The 26,177-nt window shown below is 65.4% G+C and carries 27 protein-coding genes; 10 read left to right on the forward strand and 17 right to left on the reverse strand.

Going from position 1 to position 26,177, the window contains the following annotated elements; genetic code table 11:
• Positions 1–49: 49 nt before the first annotated feature.
• From RF641_RS16150 to RF641_RS16180, 7 genes are all read right to left on the reverse strand, one after another.
• Positions 50–514: a hypothetical protein gene (locus tag RF641_RS16150; RefSeq protein WP_424573612.1), complete on the reverse strand. Its 465-nt coding sequence runs from the start codon at positions 512–514 to the stop codon at positions 50–52.
• 966 nt (positions 515–1,480) lie between these two features.
• Entirely contained in the window at positions 1,481–1,879 is a 399-nt protein-coding gene (gene pcaC / locus RF641_RS16155; protein WP_047118017.1) for a 4-carboxymuconolactone decarboxylase, read from the reverse strand.
• Between the two features lie 15 nt (positions 1,880–1,894).
• Entirely contained in the window at positions 1,895–2,692 is a 798-nt protein-coding gene (locus tag RF641_RS16160; protein WP_047118016.1) for an alpha/beta fold hydrolase, read from the reverse strand.
• Positions 2,674–4,077, reverse strand: coding sequence for a lyase family protein (locus tag RF641_RS16165; protein WP_120991475.1), 1,404 nt, complete (start codon positions 4,075–4,077; stop codon positions 2,674–2,676). Before RF641_RS16165 ends, RF641_RS16160 begins: the two co-directional genes overlap by 19 nt.
• A gap of 109 nt (positions 4,078–4,186) precedes the next feature.
• Positions 4,187–4,765 carry a protocatechuate 3,4-dioxygenase subunit alpha gene (gene pcaG, locus RF641_RS16170; RefSeq protein WP_424573613.1) on the reverse strand — a complete coding sequence of 193 codons (579 nt, stop codon included), beginning with the start codon at positions 4,763–4,765 and terminating at the stop codon, positions 4,187–4,189.
• A complete protein-coding gene (pcaH, locus tag RF641_RS16175) occupies positions 4,766–5,599 on the reverse strand; it encodes a protocatechuate 3,4-dioxygenase subunit beta (protein WP_113607659.1) in 834 nt (277 codons plus the stop codon).
• A 43-nt stretch (positions 5,600–5,642) separates the two neighbouring features.
• Positions 5,643–6,839 (reverse strand): 4-hydroxybenzoate 3-monooxygenase, encoded by a 1,197-nt coding sequence (locus RF641_RS16180; protein WP_424573614.1) that lies wholly within the window; start codon positions 6,837–6,839, stop codon positions 5,643–5,645.
• Positions 6,840–7,121: 282 nt separating this feature from the next.
• Between RF641_RS16180 and RF641_RS16185 the strand changes: the two genes are divergently transcribed.
• Complete coding sequence (locus RF641_RS16185) at positions 7,122–7,919, forward strand: aspartate dehydrogenase domain-containing protein (RefSeq protein ID WP_424573615.1); 798 nt, start codon at positions 7,122–7,124, stop codon at positions 7,917–7,919.
• A 9-nt stretch (positions 7,920–7,928) separates the two neighbouring features.
• Here the strand turns inward: RF641_RS16185 and RF641_RS16190 are convergent, their stop codons facing one another.
• Both RF641_RS16190 and RF641_RS16195 read right to left on the reverse strand, forming a co-directional pair.
• Positions 7,929–8,678, reverse strand: a complete 750-nt coding sequence (locus tag RF641_RS16190) for an IclR family transcriptional regulator (protein WP_424573616.1) — start codon at positions 8,676–8,678, stop codon at positions 7,929–7,931.
• Positions 8,679–8,781: 103 nt separating this feature from the next.
• The gene (locus tag RF641_RS16195) at positions 8,782–9,975 is read right to left on the reverse strand and encodes an MFS transporter (RefSeq protein WP_424573617.1); all 1,194 of its coding nucleotides are present in this window, start codon (positions 9,973–9,975) and stop codon (positions 8,782–8,784) included.
• A 222-nt stretch (positions 9,976–10,197) separates the two neighbouring features.
• Between RF641_RS16195 and RF641_RS16200 the strand changes: the two genes are divergently transcribed.
• From RF641_RS16200 to RF641_RS16225, 6 genes are all read left to right on the forward strand, one after another.
• Positions 10,198–11,403, forward strand: a complete 1,206-nt coding sequence (locus RF641_RS16200) for a thiolase family protein (RefSeq protein WP_424573638.1) — start codon at positions 10,198–10,200, stop codon at positions 11,401–11,403.
• Positions 11,404–11,468: 65 nt separating this feature from the next.
• Positions 11,469–12,140, forward strand: a complete 672-nt coding sequence (locus RF641_RS16205; protein WP_113607663.1) for a 3-oxoacid CoA-transferase subunit A — start codon at positions 11,469–11,471, stop codon at positions 12,138–12,140.
• Positions 12,140–12,790 (forward strand): 3-oxoacid CoA-transferase subunit B, encoded by a 651-nt coding sequence (locus RF641_RS16210; RefSeq protein ID WP_424573618.1) that lies wholly within the window; start codon positions 12,140–12,142, stop codon positions 12,788–12,790. Before RF641_RS16205 ends, RF641_RS16210 begins: the two co-directional genes overlap by 1 nt.
• A 93-nt stretch (positions 12,791–12,883) precedes the next feature.
• Positions 12,884–13,666, forward strand: coding sequence for an IclR family transcriptional regulator domain-containing protein (locus RF641_RS16215; RefSeq protein ID WP_424573619.1), 783 nt, complete (start codon positions 12,884–12,886; stop codon positions 13,664–13,666).
• Positions 13,667–13,785: 119 nt separating this feature from the next.
• The gene (locus tag RF641_RS16220) at positions 13,786–14,058 is read left to right on the forward strand and encodes a hypothetical protein (protein WP_113607665.1); all 273 of its coding nucleotides are present in this window, start codon (positions 13,786–13,788) and stop codon (positions 14,056–14,058) included.
• Positions 14,059–14,124: 66 nt separating this feature from the next.
• Positions 14,125–14,448, forward strand: a complete 324-nt coding sequence (locus RF641_RS16225; protein ID WP_424573620.1) for a hypothetical protein — start codon at positions 14,125–14,127, stop codon at positions 14,446–14,448.
• On the opposite strand, the gene RF641_RS16230 is transcribed toward RF641_RS16225, so the two are convergent.
• From RF641_RS16230 to RF641_RS16240, 3 genes are all read right to left on the reverse strand, one after another.
• Positions 14,413–14,964, reverse strand: coding sequence for a TetR/AcrR family transcriptional regulator (locus RF641_RS16230; protein ID WP_047118005.1), 552 nt, complete (start codon positions 14,962–14,964; stop codon positions 14,413–14,415). The two genes, RF641_RS16225 and RF641_RS16230, sit on opposite strands and share 36 nt — an antisense overlap.
• Before the next feature lie 35 nt (positions 14,965–14,999).
• The gene (locus RF641_RS16235) at positions 15,000–16,223 is read right to left on the reverse strand and encodes a saccharopine dehydrogenase family protein (protein WP_424573621.1); all 1,224 of its coding nucleotides are present in this window, start codon (positions 16,221–16,223) and stop codon (positions 15,000–15,002) included.
• An 83-nt stretch (positions 16,224–16,306) separates the two neighbouring features.
• On the reverse strand, positions 16,307–17,818 hold the full coding sequence (locus tag RF641_RS16240) for an APC family permease (RefSeq protein WP_424573622.1): 1,512 nt from the start codon (positions 17,816–17,818) through the stop codon (positions 16,307–16,309).
• Between the two features lie 343 nt (positions 17,819–18,161).
• Between RF641_RS16240 and RF641_RS16245 the strand changes: the two genes are divergently transcribed.
• The gene (locus RF641_RS16245) at positions 18,162–19,367 is read left to right on the forward strand and encodes a glycerophosphodiester phosphodiesterase family protein (RefSeq protein WP_424573623.1); all 1,206 of its coding nucleotides are present in this window, start codon (positions 18,162–18,164) and stop codon (positions 19,365–19,367) included.
• A gap of 52 nt (positions 19,368–19,419) precedes the next feature.
• Here the strand turns inward: RF641_RS16245 and RF641_RS16250 are convergent, their stop codons facing one another.
• The 4 genes from RF641_RS16250 to RF641_RS16265 are packed head-to-tail and all read right to left on the reverse strand — an operon-like array spanning position 19,420 to position 21,872.
• On the reverse strand, positions 19,420–19,923 hold the full coding sequence (locus RF641_RS16250) for a MogA/MoaB family molybdenum cofactor biosynthesis protein (RefSeq protein WP_424573624.1): 504 nt from the start codon (positions 19,921–19,923) through the stop codon (positions 19,420–19,422).
• Positions 19,910–20,392 carry a cyclic pyranopterin monophosphate synthase MoaC gene (gene moaC / locus RF641_RS16255; RefSeq protein ID WP_424573625.1) on the reverse strand — a complete coding sequence of 161 codons (483 nt, stop codon included), beginning with the start codon at positions 20,390–20,392 and terminating at the stop codon, positions 19,910–19,912. The genes RF641_RS16250 and moaC overlap by 14 nt, the downstream gene beginning before the upstream one ends.
• Positions 20,385–21,617, reverse strand: a complete 1,233-nt coding sequence (locus tag RF641_RS16260; protein ID WP_424573626.1) for a molybdopterin-binding protein — start codon at positions 21,615–21,617, stop codon at positions 20,385–20,387. The genes moaC and RF641_RS16260 overlap by 8 nt, the downstream gene beginning before the upstream one ends.
• A 3-nt stretch (positions 21,618–21,620) precedes the next feature.
• On the reverse strand, positions 21,621–21,872 hold the full coding sequence (locus RF641_RS16265) for a MoaD/ThiS family protein (protein WP_047117998.1): 252 nt from the start codon (positions 21,870–21,872) through the stop codon (positions 21,621–21,623).
• A 53-nt stretch (positions 21,873–21,925) separates the two neighbouring features.
• On the opposite strand from RF641_RS16265, the gene RF641_RS16270 reads away from it, so the two are divergent.
• Positions 21,926–23,095 (forward strand): ThiF family adenylyltransferase, encoded by a 1,170-nt coding sequence (locus RF641_RS16270; protein ID WP_424573627.1) that lies wholly within the window; start codon positions 21,926–21,928, stop codon positions 23,093–23,095.
• A gap of 17 nt (positions 23,096–23,112) precedes the next feature.
• Positions 23,113–23,520: a molybdenum cofactor biosynthesis protein MoaE gene (locus tag RF641_RS16275; protein ID WP_424573628.1), complete on the forward strand. Its 408-nt coding sequence runs from the start codon at positions 23,113–23,115 to the stop codon at positions 23,518–23,520.
• A 608-nt stretch (positions 23,521–24,128) separates the two neighbouring features.
• Here the strand turns inward: RF641_RS16275 and RF641_RS16280 are convergent.
• Entirely contained in the window at positions 24,129–25,946 is a 1,818-nt protein-coding gene (locus tag RF641_RS16280) for a serine/threonine protein kinase (RefSeq protein ID WP_424573629.1), read from the reverse strand.
• Between the last annotated feature and the right edge of the window lie 231 nt (positions 25,947–26,177).

Below are 26,177 nucleotides of genomic sequence, written 5' to 3' on the forward strand. Positions count from 1 at the left end.
TTGGGTTCTACAGGGTCGCCCGCGTTGCTCGCGGGCGACCCGCTAGATGCTAGAAGAAGTAGTGCCAGAGAGCGTCGAAGAGCTCCCAGAGGCCACCCGAGGCAACGAAGTCGATTCCCCAGCGGATCCACGAAGCGAGGCTATTCCACCATTTCTTAAACGCGTTCCATCCTTTTTTGACGGCGGACTTCATGCTGTTCCAGATTTGAGGAGCATTTTTCTTGATCCAGTCAATGACTGGCTTGATGCTGATCCTCTTCTGCGCGTCGGAGGCCGAAGCTGTTCCGAGATCCGGGGAGGCGACGCTGCGCGTGCCGCTATCCGCAGCAATGGATCCGGACGATACGGTGCTCGCCGACGATGCGACAGTTTGGACGGGCGAGATTGAGGGCTGGGCAATGGCGCTAGCGGCTCCGGTAACTGGCGCAAACAGCAGGGCGCCACAGAGTGCCGCAGCCAGGGTGCGACGCTTGATCGGATTGGCCGATGGCGTCGTCTTTCGAGCTTGACTCATTTCGAGTTCCTTTGTCTCTCTTGTGAATGATGATGGTCCTGCAGGATCCGAGACTAATGTATATAAATCCATCGCATTTATGTCCAATACGACAAAATGTTAAGGCAAGCGTGGTGCGTTCGGATATCCTGTAGCGGTTTGGCGGCAGAGTCATGTTATATTGCCGTAAGTTGACTAAACCCCAATTCATTCACGCTAAGTTATCAAGTATTAGCAAGCAAGATGACCTATTTTTGTCTTGAGATCATTCTGAATGCTTGTAGATGCGGTGCGTGTTTGGCCCCTGTTCGGCCGCCTGTTGCATCTGGGGGATTGACGCAGTTCGCGGTTGGCGACACAAAACACTATCTGTTAGTGTTTTGAACTGCTTTCTGATGGGTTGCGCAGTCCGTCCGTTCGGGCGCGGCCTAGCCGCACTTCCGAAAAAGGTATTTAAGGTTGGAACTTGCTTTTGCCTGTGCGGCAACAGATGCGTACGCGACAGCCTTGTGGCTTCCGTCAGATCGTTCGCCGACAGGCAATGAATGAGTAGCAGATGACCCGGTCGATTCGAAACGTGGCCCGTGCGCGGCACGCGATGGCGGTTGCAGAAGCAACTCGCGCGGTGCCGTGGCCTCAAAGATTTTCAGCGTTGGTTCGAATGCCAGGTGTAATAGCGCCAAAGGTAAAGGTGCGCTGGGTGCCAAACGACAACGGGCTGTTCCGCCGGCCCCACGCATTCACGGACGCGGGGGCCAGCGACGAAGCATCGGCATTCGCGTCTGTGCCGGCCGCAGACCAAGAGCAAGGTGCAGCGGTTCAACCGGACGATGCTGGAGCAGTGGGCGTACGCGATCCGGTACCGCGCGGTGGCTGAGCCGGTTGCTGCTTTGCAGGGGTGGCTAGGTTATGAGAACTACCGTCGAGGGCAAGCTTCGCTGAAGGCCCGAGTACCGACCGACAGTGTTCTCAACCTTGGCAACACAGCTAGGAGGCCTCGTACTCGGCCAAAACTTTCTTGCCGATCTTGAACGCGACGTTGGCCGCGGGCACCGAGCAGTAGATGGCGCTCTGGAGGAAAACTTCCTTGATTTCATCAGGGGTCATGCCGTTGCGCAGGGCCGCATGCACGTGCATTTCCAGCTCCTCCCAGTAGCCGCCGGCGATCATGGCGGTCAGGGTGATGGCGCTGCGGGTGGTGCGCGGCAGGCCGTCGCGGGTCCAGATGGTGCCCCAGGCGTAGCGGGTGATCATCTCCTGGAACTCGTCGGTGAAGTCGTTCGAGGTGCTGGTGGCGCGGTCGACGTGCTCGCCGCCGAGCACTTCGCGGCGCACCACCATGCCGGCGTCGTAGGTGTCGCCGGGCAGGCGCTGGGAGTCAGTCATGTAGCTAGGCCTTTGCTAGTTGGCGGTGAAGAAGTTGATCAGTTCTCGTGCGGTCGCGGCCGGGTCCTCGGCCGGGGCCAGATGGGCCACGGTGTCGATGACGGCGAAGGCTCCCTTCGGGGCGTGCTCGGCGATGAACTGCGCGTCGCTTGGCGGGCAGACCTGGTCGTGGGCGCCGTTCAGGCCCAGGATCGGATCGGTCATGGCCGCCAGCTGCTCGCGCAGGTCGAACCCGGCCAGCGCACCGCAGACGTGGGCGTAGGAGAAGCGGTCGGCATCCTGCAGGTTGTGCAGCAGGTTGGTGGAGGTGACCGCGTCCTTCTCGATGAAGCCGGGGGCGAACCAGCGCTGCGCGGAGCCGACCACCATGGTCGGGGTGCCGGCCTGGGCGACCAGCTCGGCGCGTTCGGTCCAGGCTTCCGGGGTGCCGATCTTCGCCGCGGAGCAAACCACGGACAGAGCCTTGAAAACGCCTGCATGGTCGTTGGCCAGCTGCAGGGCGATGGCCCCGCCCACCGAGACTCCGGCGTAGTACAGCGCCGCGTCCTGGCCGATGACCCCGTCGCCGCGCAGCGCGTCGATGGCGTCCATGACGCCCTGGGCGAGCTGCGCCATGGTGAACGGTTCGGCGGACGGCTTGCTTTCGCCGTGGCCGGGCAGGTCCCAGGCGATGAGCTGGAAGTGGTCCTTGAGGAAAGGCGCGGCCGGCCCCCATAGGTGCAGCGAGGAGGTGCCCAGCGAGGGGCCCAGGATCAGCGTCGGCAGCGAGGTATCGAGGTTCAGCAGCGAGGGGGTTAGTTGTGGGACAGCCATGATTCCTTCCACAGGGCATAATCGGCAAGAACTGTATGGGTGAAGCGTGCGGCGCTGCCCAGGTATCCGGCGGGATCCAGCAGCGCGTCGAGCTGGGCGTCGGAGAGGTCCGCGTGGGAAACCTCCAGGCGCAGCAGCTGGCGCAGCCCGATCGGCTCGGTGAGCGAACGCAGCACAAGTTTCTGGATGGAGGGCTTGCCGCCGGTGATGACCGGGGCCAGCACGGTGGCGATGCGCTCGGAGAGCACCGCATCCCCGCCCAGGGCGAGGTTGCGGGCCAGCGCCGGCTCGTTGACGGTCAGCCCGTTGGCCAGCACATCCGCGTGCTCGGCGGCGCCAATTGCCAGGCGCAGCAGCTCGCGCAGCGCCGGCCATTCGGCATGCCAGCCGCCGTCCGGGCGCTCGTCCGCCGCGGTGCCGGCGGCGGTGAAGAGCGTGGAGACCAGGCCCGGGGCGCCCAGCGCCGCGGTGCGCAGCAGCAGCGAATGCACGGGGTTCTGCTTCTGCGGCATGGCCGAGGAGCCGCCCTTGCCTGCCTCGCGCGGTTCGGACAGCTCGCCGATTTCCGGGCGGGAGGCGGTGAGCACGTCGGTGCCGAAGGTGCCCAGCGCAGCGATCACCGCGCCCAAGGCGGAGCCTGCCTGCAGCAGCGGCACGCGGTTGGTGTGCCAGGGGACCTGCGGGTCGGCCAGCTGCAGCTGATTGGCCAGTTGCGCGGCCAGCTGCGCGCTGTCCGCGGCGCTGTCCGAGGTCGAGAGGAACTGGTCCAGCGAGGCGAGGGTGCCCACCGCGCCGCCCCACTGCAGCTGCAGTCCGGCGGCCACCGATTCCAGCTGGCGGCCGGCGGCGAGCACCGCCGACAGCCAGGAGGCGGCCTTCCAGCCGAAGGTGGTGGGCAGCGCATGCTGGGTCAGCGACCGGGCGATGCACGGGGTGTCGTCGTAGCTGCGGGCCAGTTCAGCGAGCCCGGAGGCCGCCGAGCGCAGCCGGGGGAGCAGCTCGCGGATGCCGCGGGACAGCAGCAGCATCAGCGCGGTGTCGATGATGTCCTGGCTGGTGGCCCCGCGGTGCAGGGCAGTGCCTGAACCGGCCGGAGCGCCGTCGTCGACAAGCCGGGCGCGCATCATGCCCAGCAGCGGGATCAGCGCGTTGGCCCCGTCGGGGGTCAGCGCGGCCAGCTCGGCCAGGTCGTAGCGCTCAACGTCGGCTACCGCCTCCACGGCGGCAGACTGCGCGGCGGTGCACAACCCGGCGGCCGCCTGCACGCGCACCCAGGCGGCCTCGACATCCAGCATCGCCTGCACGAAGGCCGCGTCATCGGCCAGCCGGGCGCCGGCCCCGCCGGCCCAAACCGGGTTCAGCACCCCGTAGTCGGCATTCATCATGGCAAAACCTCACTTGTGGCAGTACGTCCAATACCCCGCCGGGGTGGAAGGCCGCGGTGCGCGGGCACCTGCAGCTTCCACCCTAGCGGGGCACATGGTCTTCTTGTATTCAGCTTTCGCGCGGGTAGGACAGGAACACGGTCTCGTCCTCGCCCTGCAGGCGGATGTCGAAACGCAGCGAACCGTCCGCCTCGCGGGTGGCGATCAGCGTCTTGCGGCGGTCCTCGGGCAGCGAGGTCAGCAGCGGGTCATTGGCCAGCGCTTCGGTGTCCTCCGGCAGGTAGATGCGGGTGAACAGGCGGTTGAGCAGTCCGCGGGCGAAGACGGTGAGCATGATGAACGGGGCCTTGCCCTCCTCGGTGGGGCCCGGGTTCACCGTCGTGAAGGTGTAGTGGCCCACGTTGTCCACCGGCACGCGGCCCCAACCGGTGAAGGTGTAGCCGTCGCGGACCAGCGAGCCGTCGCGGGAAACCACGGTGCCGTTTTCGTCGGCCTGCCAGATTTCAAGCATCGAGTCCGGGATGACCTCGCCGTTGCCGTCGTAGACCACGCCGTGCAGGCGCACCGCGGCCGGGTGGGCCTGGTTGACCAGCTCGCCGCCCTTCTCGAAGGGCAGCGCGTAGCCGTAGAACGGGCCGATGGTCTGTCCCGGGGTCGGGACGAGCTTCAGTTCAGGTGCCTGTGCCATTTAGTTCTCCCCCTCTTCGTCTTCCATCCAGGTGCGGTTGCTGCCGGTGAGCACGATGTCCCAGTTGTAGCCGGTGGCCCATTCGTGGCTCGTGATCGAGTGGTCGTAGGTCGCGACCAGGCGGTCGCGGGCCTTTTGGTCGGTGATCGCCTGGTAGATCGGGTCCAGCGCGAACAGCGGGTCGCCCGGGAAGTACATCTGGGTGATCATGCGCTGGGTGAAGTCGGTGCCGAACAGCGAGAAGTGGATGTGTGCCGGGCGCCAGGCGTTGTGGTGGTTCTTCCACGGGTACGGGGCCGGCTTGATGGTGGTGAAGGAGTATTCGCCGTTCGGTCCGGTGATCGCGCGGCCCACGCCGGTGAAGTTCGGGTCGATCGGGGCCGGGTGCTGGTCGCGCTTGTGCACGTAGCGGCCCGCGGCATTGGCCTGCCAGATCTCGATCAGCTGTCCCGCCACCGGGCGGCCGTCGCCGTCCAGCACGCGGCCAGCCACGACGATGCGCTCGCCGATCGGTTCGCCGTTGTGCTGGATGGTCAAGTCGGATTCGAGGATGTGCACGTCGCGCTGGCCGAAGGCCGGGGAGTGCAGCTCGATGGTCTCCGGGTCGGTGTGGTGCAGGTCCTTGGTCGGGTGGCGCAGCAGCGAGGAGCGGTAGGGCGCGAAGTCCACGCGCGGCTGCGTTTCTTCCTTGGCCCCGGCCAGCACCTGCTGGCGGTAGGCCGCGTGGGCATCGCTGATTTCGGTGCTGATTTCCTCCTGGGACGCGGTGGACGCGGCGGGATCCAGGACGTGGGCGTTCTCGAAGGACTCGTCCGGTGCGGTCTGGGTGCTCATCGGTGGGCTCCTTTCGTGGTTTGGTGGGCGTGGGGTGCGGGAATTAGGAGTGCGGCCAGCCGGTGTAGGACTCGGCCAAGTACTGCATCCCGTAGCGCGAGGAGGTCACGGTGTCGAGCTCCCCGAGGGCGCGCTGGGCCATGAACGGATCGGCGTTCACCGGCGTGTGCAACATGGAGGTCATCCAGTAGGAGAAGTTCTGGGCCTTCCAGACCCGCTTCAGCGCGAGGTCCGAGTAGCCGCCCAGCAGCTTGTCGCTGCCGGTGGAGAAGAACGAGTCGAGCGCTTCGAAAAGCACCTTGACATCGGCGAATGCCAGGTTCAGGCCCTTGGCGCCGGTGGGCGGCACGGTGTGCCCGGCGTCGCCGATCAGGAACATGCGCCCGTGCGAGAGCGGCTGGCGCACAAAGGAGCGGAAGCCCAGCACGGTCTTGTCGAAGATCGGCCCGGTCTTCAGCTCGAAGCCGTCAGGCCCCGCCACGCGCTTGTTCAGCTCGGTCCAGATGCGGTCCTCGCTCCAGTTATCCACGTTTTCGTTCGGGTCGCACTGGAAGTACATGCGCTGCACGGTTTCGCTGCGCTGGGAGATCAGCGCGAAGCCGTGCGGGGAGTTCGCGTAGATCAGCTCCGGGGAGGACTTCGGAGCCTCGGTGAGGATGCCGAACCAGGCGAACGGGTAGGTGACCTTGAAGTCCTGCTTCACGGAATCAGGCATCTGGCGGCGGGCGAAGGAGCGCGAGCCGTCGGCGCCGACGATCACGTCGGCGTGCACCTCGAATTCGACGCCCTCGGCGTCGGCGAAGCGGAACTTCGGGGTGCTGGTCTCCATGTCCAGGATCTCGGTGACCTCGCAGTTGAAGCGCACGTCGCCGTTGTCGCGGGCTCGGGCCGCGGCGAGGTCCACGAACACCTCGTTCTGCGCGTAGAGGGTGACGGTGGCGTCCACCAGATCGCGGAAGTCCAGCGGGTGGGATTCGCCGTTGAAGCGCAGGTCGATGCCGGCGTGCTCGTCGCCGTGGGTCAGCACGCGTCCCTCGACGCCGGAATCGGTCAGCATGGCTACCGCCTGGGCCTCCAGGATGCCGGCGCGGTGGGTGTTGCGGATGGTCTCGTGGTCGCGCATCTCGACAACGATGTTGTCGATGCCTGACTTGGAGAGCAGATGGGAGAGCATCAGGCCGGCGGGGCCGCCGCCGATGATGCCGACCTTGGTTTTCAGAATACGGGCTGCCTGCGCCATGGGGTTCCTTCGTGTGTACTGCCATGTGTTGTGGGAGAAGACCGGCCTGCGCGGCCGCGTCGTCAACATGGACGCCGACGTTGAATCCTCTACAGCATGACGGTGCGGTGCCTCACACTTCGCCTTTGTTCTTATTGAATGGGAAAAGTGTCTGTGTGCGGGATGGTGGCTTGAGGGCCGTGACGACTTAGGCCTCGGCGTGTGAGGTGGCCTAAGCTGGCGGTAGCCCCCTTCGGCCTTCCGAGGGGCTGGCAATCATGCTGCACTACTGAATGGATGGTCATGGCCAGGGGCGCCGAACGACGAATTGGAGTCCTGGGGCACGGGGCCATCGGATCCCTGGTCGCCGCCCAGATAGCGGCCGGCCATGTGGCCGGGGGAGTGCTGGAAGGCGTGATCCTGCGCCGCCGGCAGGATCTTCCCTATGAGCAGTTTTCCCTAGACGAGGCGCTGGAGCGCTGCGACATGATTGTCGAATGCGCCGGGCAGCAGGCAGTGCGTGAGCATGCGGTGCGCATCCTTGAAGCCGGCGCGGACCTGTTGGTGATCTCGGTGGGAGTGATGGCAGACCGGGAATTCGCCGCGCGCCTGGAGCTGGCAGGGCCTGGCCGGCTGTACTTCAGTTCCGGCGCGGTGGGCGGCTTGGACCTGCTGGCCTCCGGAGCCCGCATGGGTGCATTCTCCGAGGTTGTCATCACCACCCGCAAGCTTCCTGCAACCCTGGCCCAGCCATGGATGAGCCAAGCGCAGCGCACCGAACTGGAATCTTCCGCGGCGTCGGTAGAGGTTTATTCCGGATCGGCGCGGCAGGCCGCGCAGCAGTTTCCCAAGTCCCTGAACGTCGCCGCGGCGGTGGCCCTGGCGGTCGGGAACTGGGATGTGGTCTCGGTGCGCCTGCTGGCCGACCCCGACGCCGCCTTGACCGAACACGTGATCGAGGCCCGTGGCGCCAGCGGGGAGTACAGTTTTTCGATCAGGAACCAGCCCTCGGCGCATAACCCGCGCACCAGCGGCGTGGTGCCCTGGGCGGTGCTGCGCTCGCTGGAAACCGCGCTCGGCGCGCGCGGAGGCCTTCTCTAGGAGCCGGTTCTAGGCGTCCGCCGCGTAGCCCAGCGCGCGGGAGATGCCGCGCGCCGCGGTGCGCAACGCCAGCGCGGCGGCCGGCAGTGTCGCGGAACCGCGCGGCACCACCACGGACAGCACCGCCAGCGCGTAGCCTTGCAGGTCCAGGATGGGCGCGGCCACGCCGGTGGTTTCCTCATCGATGTAGCCGTCCATGGAGGCGAAGCCGTTGCGGCGGATCTCGGCCATTTCCGCGCGGAAGTTCGGGTGGGTGGCCAGCATCAGCTCGCGGTGGCGTTCAAGGAACCCGTGGATGGCCTCCGGCCGGGAGAAGGCAAGCAGCGCCATGCCCATCGAGGTGCGGTGCACCGGCATGCGCCCGGCCACGCTCGCCTGGTTGACCACGGATCCCGGGCGGGAGAGCCGCTCGATGATCAGCACCTCGTCCTCGTGCAGCAGGGACAGCTGGGTGTTCTGCCCCAGCAGCGCGTTGATGTCCTCCATGAAGGGCAGCGCCGCCTTGCGCAGGCCCTGCGTCGCGGCGCTGCGGTTGGCCAGCTCCCACAAGCGCAGGCCCAGGGTTACCTGGCCGTCCTTGCCGCGGGAGAGCAGTCCGTGGGACACCATCTCGTCGAGCAGCCGGTACATGCTCGCCTTGGGGATCTGCGCGCGCCGGGCCAGGGTCAGCACGCTCATCGACGGCGTCTGCTGGTCGAACGCGTCAAGGATGCGGACCAGACGGTCCAGCATCGAATCCCCACTGGGCGAATTGGCCATGGAACCTACTCTAACTGCCCGATCCGGCAGGCGGTCGGACGACGAACGCCGGGCCCTTGGGAGGGGCCCGGCGTTGCTCGAATGGAATTGATTGAGTGCGCTGCTAGGCGCTCTTGGGCTTCGGGATCTGCGCGATGACCAGGACCGCGATCAGCGCCGCGCCTCCGTAGAGGAAGAACGCGCCCGGGTAGGCGGTGCCGGCGGCCACCATCAGGCCGGTGACATAGGGGCCGATGATCGCCCCGAAGCGTCCGATGCCCGAGGCCAGGCCGATACCGGTGGCCACCATGTCACGCGGGTACACGTGGCCTGCATACACGTACATCAGGCACTGCGAGCTGAAGACGAACACGCCGGTCACGAACAGCACGGTGTTCAGCAGCACCTGGCTGCCGAACGGCACTGCCAGCAGGACCAGGAAGACCGCGGAGGCGGCGAACCAGAGCAGCGAGACGAGCTTGATGCCCTTGGCATCGGCCGCGTAGGCGCTGATGATCAGGCCGGCGATCGCGCCGAGGTTCAGCACGAAGAGCATGGTCAGCGAATCGGCCACCGGGTAGCCGGCGGCGCCCATGATCTTCGGCAGCCAGGCGTTCAGGCCGTAGACCAGCACCAGGCCCATGAACGCGGCGATCCACAACCCGATGGAGCTGCGCAGGTACTTGGGCTTGAGCACGTCCATGATGGAGGTCCGCTCGCCGGACGGGGTGATGTCGCTTTCGGGCAGCTTGAACCACAGCAGCGCCAGCAGTACCAGGCCCAGGCCGCCGCCCAGGTAGTAGAGGATCGACCAGTGGACCCCGGCGGCCTTGCCGGCCAGCGAGGCCAGTACCGCACCCAGGTGGTAGCCGACCATCGGCAGGTTGTTGGCCAGCGCGCGGCGTCCCACCGGGGCGTTCTCCTGCATCAGCGCCAACGCCACCGGCATGCAGCCGCCCAGGCCGAGGCCTGCGATGAAGCGCACCAGGCCCATCAGGTTGGCCGAGGGCATGATCGGGAAGATGAGGGTGAAGATCGAGAAGACGAGCACCGCGAGTAGCAGCGGGCGGCGACGCCCGAAGCGGTCCGCCAGCCGGCCCATGAAGGCCGCGCCGACGCCCACGCCGATCAGGGAGAAGGTGTTGACCCAGTTCATTTCATCGACGCTGAAGCCGCCGACGTTCGGGTCGGTGAGCACTGGGATCGTCGCGCCCAGGGCGACGATGTCGTAGCCCTCGAAGACCACGATGAAGAAGCAGAGGGCGGCGATCCAGCCACCGAGTTTGACTGGGGTGGTGCCGGCGGATGTCGTGGCCAATTCAGGTCCTTTCGAAAACTACTCGCCATGAATGGTGACGCTCATCATGACCTAGTGAGACTAGCACCTCATTCGCAGTGTGGACAAACGTTCAGTGTGCGAACTCCTTGAATCGATCGTTTCCGTCAAAACCCTTGAGGTCGCAGGTGTGGGACTGGTAAAGTTCTTATTATGAACTTAAGTTCACACAGTGAACTTTTCAATCGTGATGGAGCAGTGACTATGCAGCAGGCCTACCTGTACGACGCAATCCGCACCCCGTTCGGCAAGATCGGCGGCACGCTGTCCGGGCACCGCCCTGACGACCTGGCCGCGCATGTGGTGCGCGAGCTGGTGGCCCGCTCGGCCTCGCTGGACCCGACAACCATCGACGAGTCGATCTTCGGCAATGCCAACGGCGCCGGCGAGGAAAACCGCAACGTCGCGCGCATGGCCACCCTGCTGGCGGGGCTGCCCACCTCCATCCCCGGCACCACGATGAACCGCCTGTGCGGCTCCTCGCTGGACGCTGCCATCGCCGCCTCCCGCCAGGTCGCCACCGGGGACGCCGATCTGGTGCTGGTCGGCGGCGTCGAGTCGATGAGCCGCGCCCCGTGGGTGCTTCCCAAGACCGAGCGCCCCTTCCCGATGAGCAACCTCGAGCTGTCAAACACCACCCTGGGCTGGCGCCTGGTCAACCCTGCCATGCCCGGCGAATGGACAGTCTCGCTGGGCGAGGCCACCGAGCAGCTGCGCGAACGCCACCAGATCACCCGCGAGGACCAGGATGAATTCTCAGCCCGCTCGCACCAGCAGGCCGCCGCGGCCTGGGACGCCGGCAAGTACCAGGACCTGGTGGTCCCTGTGCCGCCGGCGTCCAAGCGCGGGACCGAAGTCACCCGCGATCAAACCATTCGCGGCGATTCCACCGCGCAGACCCTGGCCGGGCTGCGCACGGTCTTCCGCACCGGAGAGAACGCCACAGTCACCGCCGGCAACGCCTCGCCGATGTCCGACGGCGCCTCGGCCGCCTTCATCGGCTCCGAGCGCGGCGGGCAGCTGCTGGGCGCCGAGCCCATCGCCCGCATCGTCTCCAACGGCGCCTTCGCGCTGGATCCGCAGTTCTTCGGCTTCGCGCCGGTGGAAGCGGCCAACAAGGCAGTCGCCAAGGCCGGACTGACCTGGAAGGACATCGCCGCGGTCGAGCTGAACGAGGCCTTCGCCGCCCAGTCGCTGGCCTGCGTGCGCGCCTGGGACATCGACGAATCCATCGTCAACGCCTGGGGCGGAGCGATCGCCATCGGCCACCCGCTGGGCGCCTCGGGCCTGCGCATCCTTGGCACCTTGGCCCGCCGCCTGGCCGAATCCGGCCAACGCTACGGCGTGGCCGCCATCTGCATCGGCGTAGGCCAGGGCCTTGCCGTGGTCCTGGAAAACACCACCGCCTGACAGCTGACCAACGGGGGATGCGAACCCCCGGCCCCACGACATTCTGAACCTAGAGAGGCAAAAAGATGGCACCACGCATCGCCACCAGCGCGGCCGACGCGGTCGCGCAGATCACCGACGGTTCCACCGTCCTGATCGGCGGCTTCGGCAACGCCGGGCAGCCCATGGAACTGATCGACGCGCTCATGGAGTGCGGCGCCACCGACCTCACGGTGGTCAACAACAACGCCGGACAGGCCGACGCCGGCCTGGCGCTGCTGATCAAGGAGCGCCGGGTCAAGAAGATCATCTGCTCCTTCCCGCGCCAGTCCGACTCCTGGCACTTCGATGAGGCCTACCGCGCCGGGGAGATCGAGCTGGAACTGGTCCCGCAGGGCAACCTGGCCGAGCGCATCCGCGCAGCCGGCGCCGGGATCGGCGGCTTCTTCACTCCGACCGGCTACGGCACGCTGCTGGCCGAGGGCAAGGAAACCCGCGTCATCGACGGGCGCGGCTACGTGCTGGAATCGCCGATCCACGCTGACTTCGCGCTGATCAAGGCGCTGCGCGCGGACAGCTTCGGCAACCTGGTCTACCGCAAGACCGCACGCAACTTCGGCCCCATCATGGCCACCGCCGCCGCACAGGCCATCGTCCAGGTGGACGAAATCGTGCCGGCCGGCGGCATCGATCCGGAAAACGTGATCACCCCGGGAATCTACGTCGACACCGTGGTGGCGCTGGGAGGCAGTAACTAATGACTACGTACACGCCAGAAAAACTCACCCGCGATGAAATGGCGCAACAGGTGGCCGCGGACATCCCCGCTGGCGCCTTCGTGAACCTGGGCATCGGCCAGCCGACCAACGTCTCGAACTTCCTCACCGCCGACCAGGGCGTCACCCTGCACACCGAGAACGGCATGCTGGGCATGGGCCCGGTCGCCACCGGAGAGGACATCGACCCGGATCTGATCAACGCAGGCAAGATCCCTGTCACCGAGCTGCCCGGCGCCAGCTTCTTCCACCACGCGGACTCCTTCGCGATGATGCGCGGTGGGCACCTGGACGTCTGCGTGCTCGGCGCCTTCCAGATCTCCGAGGCAGGGGACCTGGCCAACTGGCACACCGGCGCCGAGGGCGCCATCCCCGCAGTGGGCGGCGCCATGGATTTGGCTATCGGTGCCAAGCAGACCTGGGTCATGATGAGCCTGTTCACCAAGGCCGGCGAATCCAAGCTAGTCAAGGAGCTGAGCTACCCGGTCACCGGGCTGGGCTGCGTCTCGCGCATCTACACCGAAGTGGCGGTGTTCGAGCTGCGCGATTCCAAGGTGTTCGTCCGCTCCACCCACGGCATCAGCTTCGAGGAATTGGAAGCCCGCATCCCGGTGGCGCTGGAGCGCGCCTAAGCGGATCGGCTTTGGCAGACCAAGTAGATTAGTGGGGGTGCCCGTTGCGGGCGCCCCCACTGGTATTTTTCGACGAATTTCAAAGGATGGCCGATGAGCGAGCAGAGTACGGGCACCGCCGGCGTGCAGTCCCTGGCCCGCGGCCTGCAGGTGATCAGCAGCTTCGACGCGGAGCACGCCTCCATGACACTCTCCGAGGTGGCAGCCCGCACCGGCCTGTCCCGCGCCACCGCCCGGCGCTTCCTGCTCACCTTGCAACAGCTGGGCTACGTCCGCTCGGACGGCAAGTACTTCGAGCTGACTTCCAAGGTCCTGCAGCTGGGCTATGCCTATCTTTCCAGCGCCACGCTGCCTCAGCTAATCGAGCCGGTGCTCGAGAGCCTGTCGGCGGCCGTGGGCGAATCAGCCTCCGCCGCCGTGCTGGAAGGCAGCGAGATCATGTACGTGGCCCGCGTGCACACCCGCTCCATCATGCGTGTGGGCATCTCGGTGGGTACCAGGTTCCCCGCCATCCACACCTCCATGGGGCGTGTGCTGCTGGCCCACGCCGGCGAGCAGGCCATCGAGGCGGCGCTGGCCGGCATCCAGGGTCCGCTGGCCCCGAATACCATCACCGATCCGGCCGCGCTACGCGCCGAACTGGCGCTGGTCCGCGCCCAGGGCTTCGCCGTGGTGGACCAGGAGCTGTCGGTGGGGCTGCGCTCGGTCGCGGTCCCGGTGCACCGCCCGGACGGCACCGTGGCCGCGGCCATGAACGTGTCCATGAGCGTGGGTCCGACCGGACCGGCCGACGCCTCCGATGCCGCGCAGGCGATCCTGCCGCAGCTGACGGCCGCCGCCGCCCAGGTGGAACAGGCGCTGGCCGCCAGGAAATAGGAGTCGCGCCGAGTTCGAAGACACATTGTCCGGGGTGGAGGCTGTCGGCCGCCAGCTCGGGGCCTCGGGCGACCGGCGACGGCCTGCGCGGCCGGAAGTATCCCTGGCACCTGCGCCTGGTGGCGACGACCTTCTGGGTGGGGGCGGTCTTCGACCCCGAGGCCGCGGACGGCTCCCAGGTCATCAGCGCCTACGAAGGCTGGCGGTATGAGCGCTCCGGCGGCTGCAACGGGGTCATCGAGGACGGCGTCTGCCAGACCGAGCCGCGCAGCGCGGAGAACGGCTTCTTCCCCAGCTCCATGACTCCGAAGCAGACCCCCTTCTACCTGGACCTGCCCTTCGCCGACGTGAACAACGTCGCCGCCTTCGCCCTGCGCGGGCAGACCCCGTAGGCGCAGGATCCGGGTTACGCCGGGGACCTGGAGAATCGGGAGTTCTCCTGCAAGAAGAACCGCTGGGTGCAACTGCAGTACAAGGGGAACACCTGCTTCGCGCAGATGCAGGACGCCGGCCCGGCCGAATACGACGAATTCGACTACGTGTTCGGCGACGGCGGCACCGGTCCGAAGGGCACCAAGCACAACGACGCCGAGCTGAACGGCACGCAGGCAGGGGTGTCCTGGCGCTTCGTGGACGAGGTGGACGTGCCCGATGGGCCGTGGAAAACCATCGTCACCGATTCCGGCTACGACTGGAGCAGCGGCGGGCCCGCAGACAAGCAAGTCCGCCGAGGAGCAGGATCGCGCTCAAGCCGTCTCGGCCGCCGGCCTGCAGGCCAGTAGCTGCCTCACCAGCTGCTGCAGGGTGTCGGCGGTCAGGAAGCCGTCCTGGTGACCGCGCGAGATGTCCAGGTGGTAGCTGACCCCGTCGCCGGCCAGCAGCGCCAGCTTGGCCAGCACCGGGTCGCCCAGCGCGTCGTTGAGCACCTGGTACCAGAGGTCGCGCCCGCGGCGCAGCGCCGCAGAGGCATCCTCGTTGCCGCGCTGGGCCAGCCGGGTGGCAGCCACGACCATGCGTTCGAGCGGCGAGTCCTCCTCCATGGAAGAGGCGAAATAGTAGTGCACCGCCTGCGCGGGATCCGCGCTCATCGTCGCCACGTCCGCGTCGATCAGCTCGTTCAGGCGCCTCACCAGTTCGGTGTCCAGCGCCTGGCGCGAGCGGAAGTGGTGCAGCAGCCCCGCCTTGGACAAGCCGCTGCGCTTGGCGGTGGCATCGATCGTCGCCTCGCGGGCGCCGTGCTCGTAGAGCAGCGCCACGTAGGCGTCGAGGATGATCTCCTGTTTGGTTGCGGTGCTCATGGGCGCGGTTTCTCCAGGGGCTCAGGGCTGCAAGTTTACTTTTCGACGATACCCCACGGCGAGCCATAGCCCGCCGGTTCGGCCGCAGCCAGCAGGTCGAGGAACGGGGTGGCCTCGAAGGCCTCCGGGCCGAGCACGCCGGCGCCTGACCAGGTGCCGTTGGCCAGCAGCTCCAGGGCGATGACCGGGTTCACCGCGGTCTGCCAGACCACTGCCTGGGAGTCGTCGCGGGCCATGGTGTCCTCGTTGTCGGCCACGTGGTACAGGTAGCGCGAGCCGGTGGACCCGTCCTTCAGCGTGCCGGTGACCAGCACGCCGGCGCAGGTCTTGCCCTTCATCAGCGGGCCCAGGGTGGCGGGATCCGGCAGGCAGGCGGCGACGACGTCGCGCGGGGAAACCTGCACGCCGCGCACCGGGACCGGGTCGGTGGAATCCAGGCCCAGCTTGTTCAGGGTCTTGAGCACCTCGATGAATTCGTTGCCCAGGCCGTACTTGAAGTCCACGCGCTGCGCGTCAAGCCAGCGCGGCATCATGGTGACTTCCTCGTGCTCCACGTTCACGCATTCGACCCGGCCGATGCCCTCCGGGAACTCGAAGAGGGTCGGCTCGGAGAACGGCGCGGTGGTGTACCAGCCGCCCTTGGCCTTGTCGAACATCACCGGCGGGTTGAGGCATTCCTCGATGGTGGTCCAGATGGAGAAGGACGGGGCGAACTCGTAGCCCTCAACGCTCAGGTTGGCGCCGTCGCGCACGCTGAGCTCCTCGATCGTTTCGAACAGCTCGTCGGCCGCGTAGCGGGCCAGCACGTTGGACAGGCCCGGCTCCACGCCGATGCCCACCAAGGCCAGTTGCCCGTCGCGCTCCCATTCATCGGCCACGGCGAACTGCTCGTCGCCCAGCTTGATGTGGGTCTGGGTGAACGGCTGTTCGGGGTGGCGCTGGGACAGGCTCATGGCCATGTCCAGGTAGGTGACCCCGGCGGTTTTGCAGGCGTTGAAGATCGGCATCACGAAGCGCGGATCCACGGCGTTGAGCACGTGGGTGGCCCCGGTGGAACGGATCAGTTCCACCAGCGAGTCCTCGGAGGACGCGTCGACCTGGGCGGCGGCGTAGCGGGTGTCGCCAATGGCCTCGATCAGCTGCTGCGGGCGGGCGGGGTCGTAGTCGGCGATGGTGAGCTTTTCGAAGAAGCTGCGGCGGGAGGCGATGCGGGCCGCCGCGGAGCCGACGCCGCCGGCGCCAATGATCAGGATCTGCATGGAAGGTGTTCCTTTGGTGGAGTAGCCGGGGGGGAGGAAGTTGCTCGGGTAGCGGGGCCTGGGGCGCCTAGTTCTCGGGACGCCTACTGCTCCGGAACCAGTACCGGGGTGTCGCGGTTCAGCGAGCGGCCGGCGAAGTAGTCGCGCGACGCCGGGCGCAGCGCCCACAGCCCCATGACGACCAGGCCCAGCGCCAGCGAGCCGACACCCATCACGAAGGTGCCGCTGATGCCCAGGATGGTGGTGGTGCCGTATTCCGGGTCGAGCATGCTGATGGCCGAGTAGATGAACACCGCTGACATCATCAGCCCGCCGACCAGCGGCATGACCAGGCGGAAGCACAGGTTGCGCAGCGAGTCGGTCAGCGAGGAGCGGAAGTACCAGATGCAGGCGAAGGAAGTGATCGCGTAGTACAGGGCCACTGCCAGCGAGGTGCTCTCGATGGTGTCGGCCAGGATGTCGCCGGAGATGATGGTCATGCCCACGTAGAAGACCAGCGAGGCCGAGCCGGTGAACAGCGTCGAGAATGCAGGGGTCTTGAAGGCCTCGTTGACCACGCCGAAGCGCTTGGGCAGCGCGCCGTAGACGCCCATGGACAGGGTGCCGCGGGCGGTGGGGAGGATGGTGGTCTGGCAGGTGGCCAACGCGGAGATCGCCACGGCAAGCACCAGCAGCCAGCCCCAGGATCCCATGGCGTCCAAGCGCAGCGCGAAGAACACGTCGTCCGCGCCTTCAGGGTTGCCCAGTCCCTTGCCGGTGTCGCCGATGCCGGCGAACATCATGGTCAGCACCGTGATGCCGATGTAGGTCACCAGCAGCATGGCGGTGGACAGCAGTGCCGCCAGGCCCGGGGTGGTGCGCGGGTTCTTGGTTTCCTCGGCCAGCGCCAGGCAGGTGTCCCAGCCCCAGTAGATGAAGATCGCGATCAGCACACCCTGCACGAAGCCTGCAGGGTTGTCGGTGGCGAAGGGGTTGAACCAGTCCCAGGAGAACTTCGGGCCCAGTTCCGGCATGGTCTGGATCGCGAAGTACAGCCCGATGCAGAAGGCGATGATCGCCGCGTACTGCAGGGCCATCAGCAGGTACTGGGTGACCGCGCCGGTTTCCACGTCGCGGTAGGAAATCCACGTCATGGCGATGATGATCAGCGCGCCGAACGCGGTGACCAGCACCTTGGAGTCGGCGATCGAGCCGTCGCCGATGAGCAGCAACAGGTACTTGGAAGCGACCTCGGTCTGGCTGGACATCACGATCACGCCGGCGACCATCACCGCCCAGCCTGCCATCCAGCCGGTTTTCGGGCCGAAGGCCTTGGCGGCCCAGGTGAAGGCGGTGCCGCTGTCGGGGATCGCGGTGTTCAGCTCGCGGTAGGCGAAGGCGGTCAGGCACATCGGGATGAACGCAACGATCAGAGCCGCAGGGGTCTGCGCCCCGGCGGCCATGACGATGAAGCCCAGGGTCGCGGCCAGCGAGTACAGCGGCGCGGTGGAGGCCAGGCCGATGACGGTGGACTGCATCAGCCCGAGCTTTCCCGCCGCGAGCCCCTTGCTGGTCAGCTTCGGGAGTCTGCTCGTGTGCTGCTGCGTCGTCGTCATACGTGGAAGTCCTCCCGGGAAATGCGTCAAGCCTGAAATTTAACCAACCAACTGGTTGGTCTGCTATATCCTGCCAACTTCGGGGAAGTGAGTCAAGTTACACCCCCGGGTGACGCGCTGCACCACCGGGTGTGGTCGGGGTTACTTTGAATCGTTCAAGGAAACCTTCCCGGTGCGGTGTATCCGCGGGCTGCGGATCCGGCGGCGCGGCGGTCCCTTCGACCGCAGGATGAATCAAGTGTTTCCTCGATTCTCATCCGGCGTTAATTCCTCCGTGGCTGGTCCTTTGCCGGACTTCGGCACAGTTGACGGCATCAAGGAGACCTACAGGAGGAACAAACCCATGACGTTGCGACCCCTCGCACTCGGCGCCTTGGCCCTTGGCCTGACCGCCGGCATCGCGGTTCCGGCAGCGGCGGCCCCGGTGGAGAATACGGCGGACGAAACCACCCTCATCGGCCACCGCGGGGCGGCCGGCGTGGCCCCCGAGAACACCCTGTCCGCCATCAAGGCCGGCAGCCAGTCGGGCGCCGACTTCATCGAGATCGACGTCCAATTGAGCAAGGACGGCGTGCCCTTCATCTTCCACGACGAAACCCCGAACCGGACCACCAACGCCAAGGACGTGTTCCCGGGCCGGGAAAACGACCCGATCACCTCCTTCACCTGGGAGGAGCTGCAGCAGCTGGATGCCGGATCCTATTTCTCCGCGGCCTTCGCCGGCGAGAAGATCCCGCACTTCGACAGCGTGCCCGGAGCCCTGGCCGGCACCACCGGCGTCTACATCGAAATCAAGTCCCCGGCGAAGTCCCCGGGGGTGGAGCAGCTGGTCGCCGACGCGCTCGCCGAGGACAAGGGCTGGTCGCGGCTGCTGGAGCAGGACCGGATCGAGGTGCTCGGCTTCGACGCCGCCTCGAACCGGACCTTCGCCCAGCTGGCGCCCGAGGTGCCGCTGCAGCAGCTGGCCGGAAGCGTGCCGGACGCCGCGACCCTGGAAAGCTACGCGCAGTTCGCCGACTCCTTCGGCACCAGCTACCGCACGTTGGATGCCTCCGGCGCGCAGCGCGTGAAGGACGCCGGGCTTCAGCTCGGGGTCTACACGGTGAACTCGACCGAGGCCGCCGAGCAGTCGCTGGATCTGGGTGTCGAGCGCATCACCGGCGACTTCCCGCAGCAGGTGGCGCGCCACCTGTCCGGGCGCAAGCCCTTCCCGTCCAACGACGGGCTGGTGATCGCGGAATCGGTGAACGACGTGCCGGGCAACGACCTGCAGCCTGAAACCGGGGAGCATGTGGTGCTGGAGAACACCGGGCGGCGCACGCTGTCCCTGGAGGGCTACCTGGTGCGCGACGCGGCGAACAACGTGATGCGCATTCCGGCCGGCTACCAGCTGGAGCCGGGCGAGCAGCTGCGCCTCTACCCGGGGCCGGGCACCAACAGCGCGCAGGCGGTCTACCTGGACGGCGGCGTCGCGGTGCTCAACAACGGCGGCGATTCGCTGGCGCTGTGGAACGCCAAGGCGAAGCTGATGGACACCTACGCCAACTAGGAGCGGTCGGAAAGCAGCAGGTCTCGGGCGAATACCCGGGACCTGCATCTCGTTAGCGGCGCGGGCCGTGCCCGTCGTCGGCCCGCGAACCGGAATGCTGCGTCAGCAGGTGCTCGAGGATCGGATCCAGCACTGCCAGCCCGTCCTTCACCCCGCCCGAGGAGCCGGGCAGCGTCACCACCAGCGTGCGGCCGGCGAATCCGGCCACCCCGCGGGTGATTACGGCCATGGGGGTGGAGCTTTCGCCGCGGCGGCGGACCGCCTCGATGATGCCAGGCAGCTGCACGTCCAGCAGCGGGGCGACCATTTCAGGGGTCTGGTCATCGGGGGAGACCCCGGTGCCGCCGGTGGTCAGCACCACCGAGGCCCCGGTGGCGATCTCCGCGTCCACCGCGAAGCGCACGGGCTGTCCGTCGGCGACCACCAGCGGGCCGGCCACGGTGAATCCGCGCTCGGCCAGCCAGCCGGCGAGCACCGGTCCGGTGGTGTCCGCGGCGCGCCCGGCCGCGGCGCTGGTGGAGGCCACGATGACCGAGGCGCGCCTACTCACCTGCATCAGGGGCCCAGTCCCCGCTCTTGCCGCCGGATTTCGCCAGCACCTTCACCTCGGTGACCTCTGCCTGCTTGTCCACTGCCTTGACCATGTCGTACAAGGTCAGCGCCGCGACGCTGGCGGCGGTCAGCGCCTCCATCTCCACCCCGGTCACGCCCTTGGTGGTGACCTGCGCGGTCACCAGCACCGCGGAGTCCTGCGCCTCGAAGTCCACCGACACCTTGGAGATCGGCAGCGGATGGCACAGCGGGATCAGCTCCCAGGTGCGCTTGGCGGCCATGATGCCGGCGATGCGCGCGGTGCCCAGCGCCTCGCCCTTGGGCAGGTTGCCGGTCATCAGCATCTGCACCACCTCCGGGCGGGTGGTGAACAGCGCCTGCGCGGTGGCCACGCGCTTGGTCACGGCCTTGTCGCTGACGTCGACCATGTGGGCGCTGCCGTCCTCGCGCAAGTGGGTGAGTTTCTCAGACATTCATTCTCCAAACATCGATCATGGTTCCGGCGGCCAGCTGCTCGACTCCCACCGGGATGTGCACCAGCGCGTCCGTGCGGGCCAGGTCGTGCACGAGGTGCGATCCCGGATCCAGCACCCGGACCTTTCCCTGCTCCAGCAGCGCCCGGCGCACCTGGTGCTTGCCCGCAGGCGAGTGCACCTCCGCGGCCAGCTCGTACGGTTCGGGGACCGGCGCAGGCAGTGCGGCCAGCTGGCGCAGGGCCGGGGCGAGGAACAGTTCCAGCGAAAGCAGCGCGCTGACCGGGTTGCCCGGGAAGCAGAGCACCGGGGTGCCGTCCAGCTGCGCGAAACCCTGCGGTCCCCCGGGCTGCAGCGCCACGTGGTGGAAGCTGCCGCCGCGCGGGGCCAGCGCCTCGCGCACCACCTCGTAGGCGCCGGCGCTGATGCCGCCCACGGTGAGGATGAGATCGACCTGCCGGGCCTGCGCCTCCAGCGCGAGGCCCAGTGCCTGCGCGTCGTCGGGCAGCCGCAGGGTGTCCACCTGCGCGCCGTAGCCGCGCAGCGCGGCGGCGAGCATGGGCGAGTTCGAATCCGGGATCCGTCCGGCCTGAGAGGTTCCGTCCATCAGTTCGTTGCCGGTGGTGCACACCAGCACCCGCAGCTTCCTGCGCACCGCTACCTCGCGCACGCCGCTGGCCGCCAGCGCGCCGATCAGCGTGGGGGTCAGCCGCGCCCCGGCCTCGGCGACCAGTGCGCCTGCCTGCAGGTCCTGGCCGACGGGGCGGATGAAACGCCCGGGCTCGGACGGTGCGGTGAAGGTCGCAGAGCCAGTTGGCCCGCCTTCGCCGGCGCGCACCAGCTGCCCGAAAACGCCGTCCGAGGTGGCTTCCACGGGAACGACGGTGTCAGCCCCGGCCGGGATCACTGCCCCCGTCATCACCGGGGAGACGGTGCCGGGCAGCAGCTCGATCTGCCGATCCCCGGCCGCGGCGGTGAAGCCCAGCGGCAGGACGACCGGGTGCTCGTTGCTGGCGCCTGACAGCTCCGCGCTGCGGGCGGCATACCCGTCCATCTGGGAATTGGTGAAGGCGGGGATGGGAAGCAGTGCAGGCAGCTGGGCCGCGGCAACCCGTCCGGGCAGGTCCGCGGCCTCGACCGGCAGCGTTTCGGAACCCAGCGCCGCGATCGCCGGGACCAGCAGTGCGGCGATTTCCGCGCGGTGTCCATCCAGGGTGCAGGCCATGGCTTATCCGCCGGCGAAGGGCGGCAGCACGTCCACGGTCAGCTCGCCTTCCGGGCCCAGCTCGCCGTCATCGCGCCTCACCACCCCGTTGATCAGGAAGCTTCCGGCACGCAGGACCTGGGCCATGGGATCGCCGTAGGCGCCGACCAGTTCGGCCCGCAGCTGGGCCAGGGACTCGGCGCGCGGCCAGCTCTCCTGCTCGGTGCCCGCCGCGGCCGCCGCGGCGGCGAAGTAGCGTATCGTAATCTGCGACATGACTTCATGCTATCGCCTATCATCCGGCGCGGCCGGGCGCGTAGGATCCGACTATGAGTGATCGCGCGTTTAAGCCCCTGGTCGACCCGGCCCCGGCGCTGAGCGACGAGCAGCAGGCCCGGGCCCAACGCCAGCTTGCCCTGCCCGGATTCGGGCCCGTTGCCCAGCGCCGCCTGGCCGCCGCCCGCGTGCTGGTGATCGGCGCCGGGGGACTGGGCAGCGCCAGCATCCCGTACGTCGTCGGAGCCGGGGTTGGCACCGTGGGCATCGTGGATGACGACGTGGTGGAGCTGTCCAATCTGCACCGCCAGATCACCCACACCACCGCGAACATCGGGCTGCCCAAGACCGCCTCGCTGGCCGCCGCCGCGCGGGCGCTGGATCCTGGCGTGCGGATTATCGAACACAACCTGCGGCTGACGTCCCAGAACGCGCTGGAAATCTTCTCCGGCTACGACCTGGTGATCGACGGCAGCGACAACTTCCCGACCCGCTATCTGAGCAATGACGCAGCCCAGCTGACTGGCATCCCGCTGGTCTGGGGCTCCATCCTGCAGCACCACGGGCAGGTCTCCGTCGCCTGGCACGAGCACGGCCCGGGCTACCGCGATCTTTTCCCCGTTCCTCCGGCCCCGGGCAGCGTGGCCGACTGCGCCACCGGGGGTGTGCTGCCGGGACTGTGCGGCACCATCGGCTCGCTGCTGGCGACCGAAGCCCTGAAGCTGATCACCGGAATCGGCGCTCCGCTGGTGGGCCGGGTGCTGGTCTACGACGCACTGGCCGCCAATACCCGCACCTTGGAGTACTCCCGGGATCCTGCCGCGACACCGGTGTCCGGGCTGATCGACTACGAACTGTTCTGCGCCGGGAACCTGCCGCAGCCCGAGCAGCTAACCCCGGAAGAGTTGGTCGCCGCGTTGAACTCGGATAATCCGCCGTTCCTGCTGGATGTGCGCAACCTGGATGAGCGTGTGGAGCTGAACCTGCGAGGATCGCACCACCTGCCGCTGGCGCAACTGGAAGCGGCCGTCGACGCAGGTGTCGAGCTATCAGAGCTACCCGAACACGTGGTGGTCTACTGCACCCGCGGACCGCGCGCCCTGCGCGCCGCGCAGCTGCTGTCCGGCCGTGGAATCTCCGCCAGCTATTTGCTCGGAGGTGCTCCTGCAGTAGCTGAACTGGCCCCCGACCTAACTGAATCCGCACTGCCTTCGCAGTTCTGAAAGACTAGAGGAATTACGTGAGCTACGCACTGATCACCAACCAGCCAATTGACGAGGATGCAGTCAAGGCAGCCGTACAGTCGGATACCGCGGGAGCCGTGGTGCTGTTCCATGGGATCATCCGCAACCACGATGGCGGGCAAGCGGTGAACTCGCTGGACTATTCGCACCACCCCGAAGCACAAGCGTTCTTGGAGAAGATCCTGGCCGAAGAGGAAGCCCGCACCGGGCTGAACCTGGCTGCAGTGCATCGTGTCGGTTCATTGGATATCGGCGATGCGGCATTAGTTGCAGCTTCCGCTGCGGCGCATCGGCGCGAGGCCTTTGAAGCCATTGAGAATTTGGTAGAACGTATCAAGGCAGAGGTTCCGATTTGGAAGCGCCAGCACTTTAGCTCCGGAGCATCGGAGTGGGTCGGTCTTTAGCAGCTCATTTAGCTGTGCGGTCCATTGACAAGTATGTGTTTCACTTACTTCGTGCGTTGGAATCAAGAATGGGGTTGTCCGCTCGCATCCGGGCGGACAAGAAAATATGGACTCAACTCGAACCGTAAGTAATTCACCGCTTGATAGCTCGGCGGAGCAACACCTTGGAGCTGAATCATCGACGCAACTCGACGTCGTTTGAAGTCGACGCGATGTTTGGTCAGCGGAAGGTGTCTTACAACCGACGTAGTAACGCAATTTCTCCTAAGCTGTTGAGACATAGAGTTGCTTGACTTGCCGAGCAACTTATCTTCAGCGTTTTCTTTTGAAACGGCGAGTCCACCTCAGGAGTCTAGCGACTCATGGGGTACAGGACTGAAGCCACGTTACCGATAAGAGCAACAGCACAGGTATTCGATAGCGGCTGTGACTTCTTGGCTGCTGCGACCGCGACCAATGATTCAACCCAGTATCACGACTCTGTTGTGACTGCCGTATGGCTCCGCAAGTAGCTCGCTTCTCTTTCCCTACGATTCGACCGCTTGTGTTCACAGGAGATTTTCAGTCCTTGTCGATGACGGAGAATGTGAAGTTTAGTTCTGAAGCTTCTATATGTCGCGGAGGCCTAAAATTTTGGCCAAAGTGTTGGGGATGTCGAACGTTGCACCCCAAGTGAGCGCGACAAGATCGTCGAATATTTCATCAGGTCGAAGCAGATCGTGCACATCGCCCTCGAAGACGTAGTCCTGAACAGCCATAGCGAGAGCCTCTTTGCTGAACTGCTCGTAGTCGCCATAAGAATTGAAGTGAATTGAGTACGTGTCGTCGTTATTTTCCACAAATGAGGTATTCCATTTTTCCCTCAACTTCTCAAGGACGACCAGATTTTGTGCATCGGCGGCAGGATCGAATATGTCTCGGCCGACATCAATTCGCTTGGGACTATCCCAGTCTGTTCCCTCCCAATTGATTCTCACCTGGCGTTCGAACTCAATTTCATGAAGAGTCTGTGACGTTATATTGAATATGTCGGCAGTGAGATGCCTCCTCACATTCTGAACTATCCACAGGATAGGAGCGTTCATAAGATTGCTATAAAGAGATCCGTTATATGGTCCATCTGAAACAGTAAGCTGACGACGTGCTTGTTCTATCAGTTCTTGGCAGTGGTAGTCTTTGCAGAAGCGGAAATAATGAGCGGCCTTCCGCGGTAAAGCAGCCCAAAGCGAATCTTGCTCTAGCGGATACTGACTCTGGATGGATTCAAATTCATCCACAAGCCGCGTCTTAAGTGGGGAAAGCACCAAATCCATGTCAGACTCACTCCAAGCACCATTTGCTTCATATTCGAACTTCGCTTTGCACATTGAGTACAGGATTGAGTGGACGCAGCCGTTATAGAGTTCGGCACTCACAGAGTAGCTGACCTGACAGTGATAGTTCGGATTGTAACGCGCTAGTTCTTCGCTAGTGGTCCGCTCGAATATGTACTTTGCGGACATGACATCTGCACCAGCCTGCTCGAGCAAATCCGTTAAGGGGATGTTGCCGATGATCGACTCATCAGACGGACGTAGGTCTTCCTTGATTTCTTCGAGGCGCGCGTCTATCTGTTTGCGAATCAAATTGAGAGAGTCCCGCACGGCTTGAATCGTGATGCGTTGTGTCGCGTCCTGAAGCATCATTCTTTCGACAAGTAGGTCGAGGTTAGAAAGAAACGGGTATATATCGCCTACTCGCCGATGCCGTACACCACGAGCGTTCTGCTTGGTAAATATCTCCGTGAAGATGAGCCCGAGTGCGAAAATGTCCGCAGGGTTGCCAACGTTGTTGGCATTATTCTTTATCATCTGTTCCGGCGCCTGATAATTTCGATTGGCCAGAAGATCACCTTGGACGGTCAGAGACGAGTCCTTGAAATGAGCGATGCCGAAATCTGCAAGTACGAGCCGTTGATTATCACTGTCGACGAGAATATTCTCGGGCTTAATATCCCGGTGCACTACCCCTTGATCGTGCACATAGGAGAGCCCATCACAAAGTTGGGAGAGGTAATCGAGAATCACCCAGTAGTCGGTTTCCTCCTCGACTATGTGGCGCAAGTTCTTCGGGTACAGATCCATGGTGTAGTAGAAGTGGGTATCGTCTTCAGAGTACGCGTGGATTTTCACGACGTGATCATTGTTCGAATGCCGCCCGAAGTCGATTTCTTGGCGGAATCTCTCATTGCGCTCTGATCGGGCATCCTTCCGTATTTGTTTCAGGGCGTAGACTCTGCCATCTGCCGAGGAGCGAACCGCTCGAACCGTTCCCGCTCCGCCCTGGCCGAGCTGTGAGTCGGTGACGGTGTATGTGTCACCGTCGATCTCGAAAACCATTAACTTCTTCATGGTGACAACAATATTTGGCTTTGTGACAGATTGCATTGCATCTGTCTGGCATTTGAAGTCAGTACTGCGTGCGCTGATGGCAGGATACCCGGCGCAACTGTCTCCGCACCCGATGCTGACCCTCGAATTCTTGGCGCAGTGGTACCGCCGAACACTCAAGTCCCGCACGAACTTGAGTAAGGTGACCAGCGGCTGTAGGTTCAGAATCCGCGATGACTTCAAGGGCAAGAACGAGAAATCTACATTGAAATTGGAAGGGAGGCTGCA

The organism is Arthrobacter sp. 'calajunan' (assembly GCF_046940185.1).
Taxonomy (GTDB): Bacteria; Actinomycetota; Actinomycetes; order Actinomycetales; family Micrococcaceae; genus Glutamicibacter; species Glutamicibacter soli.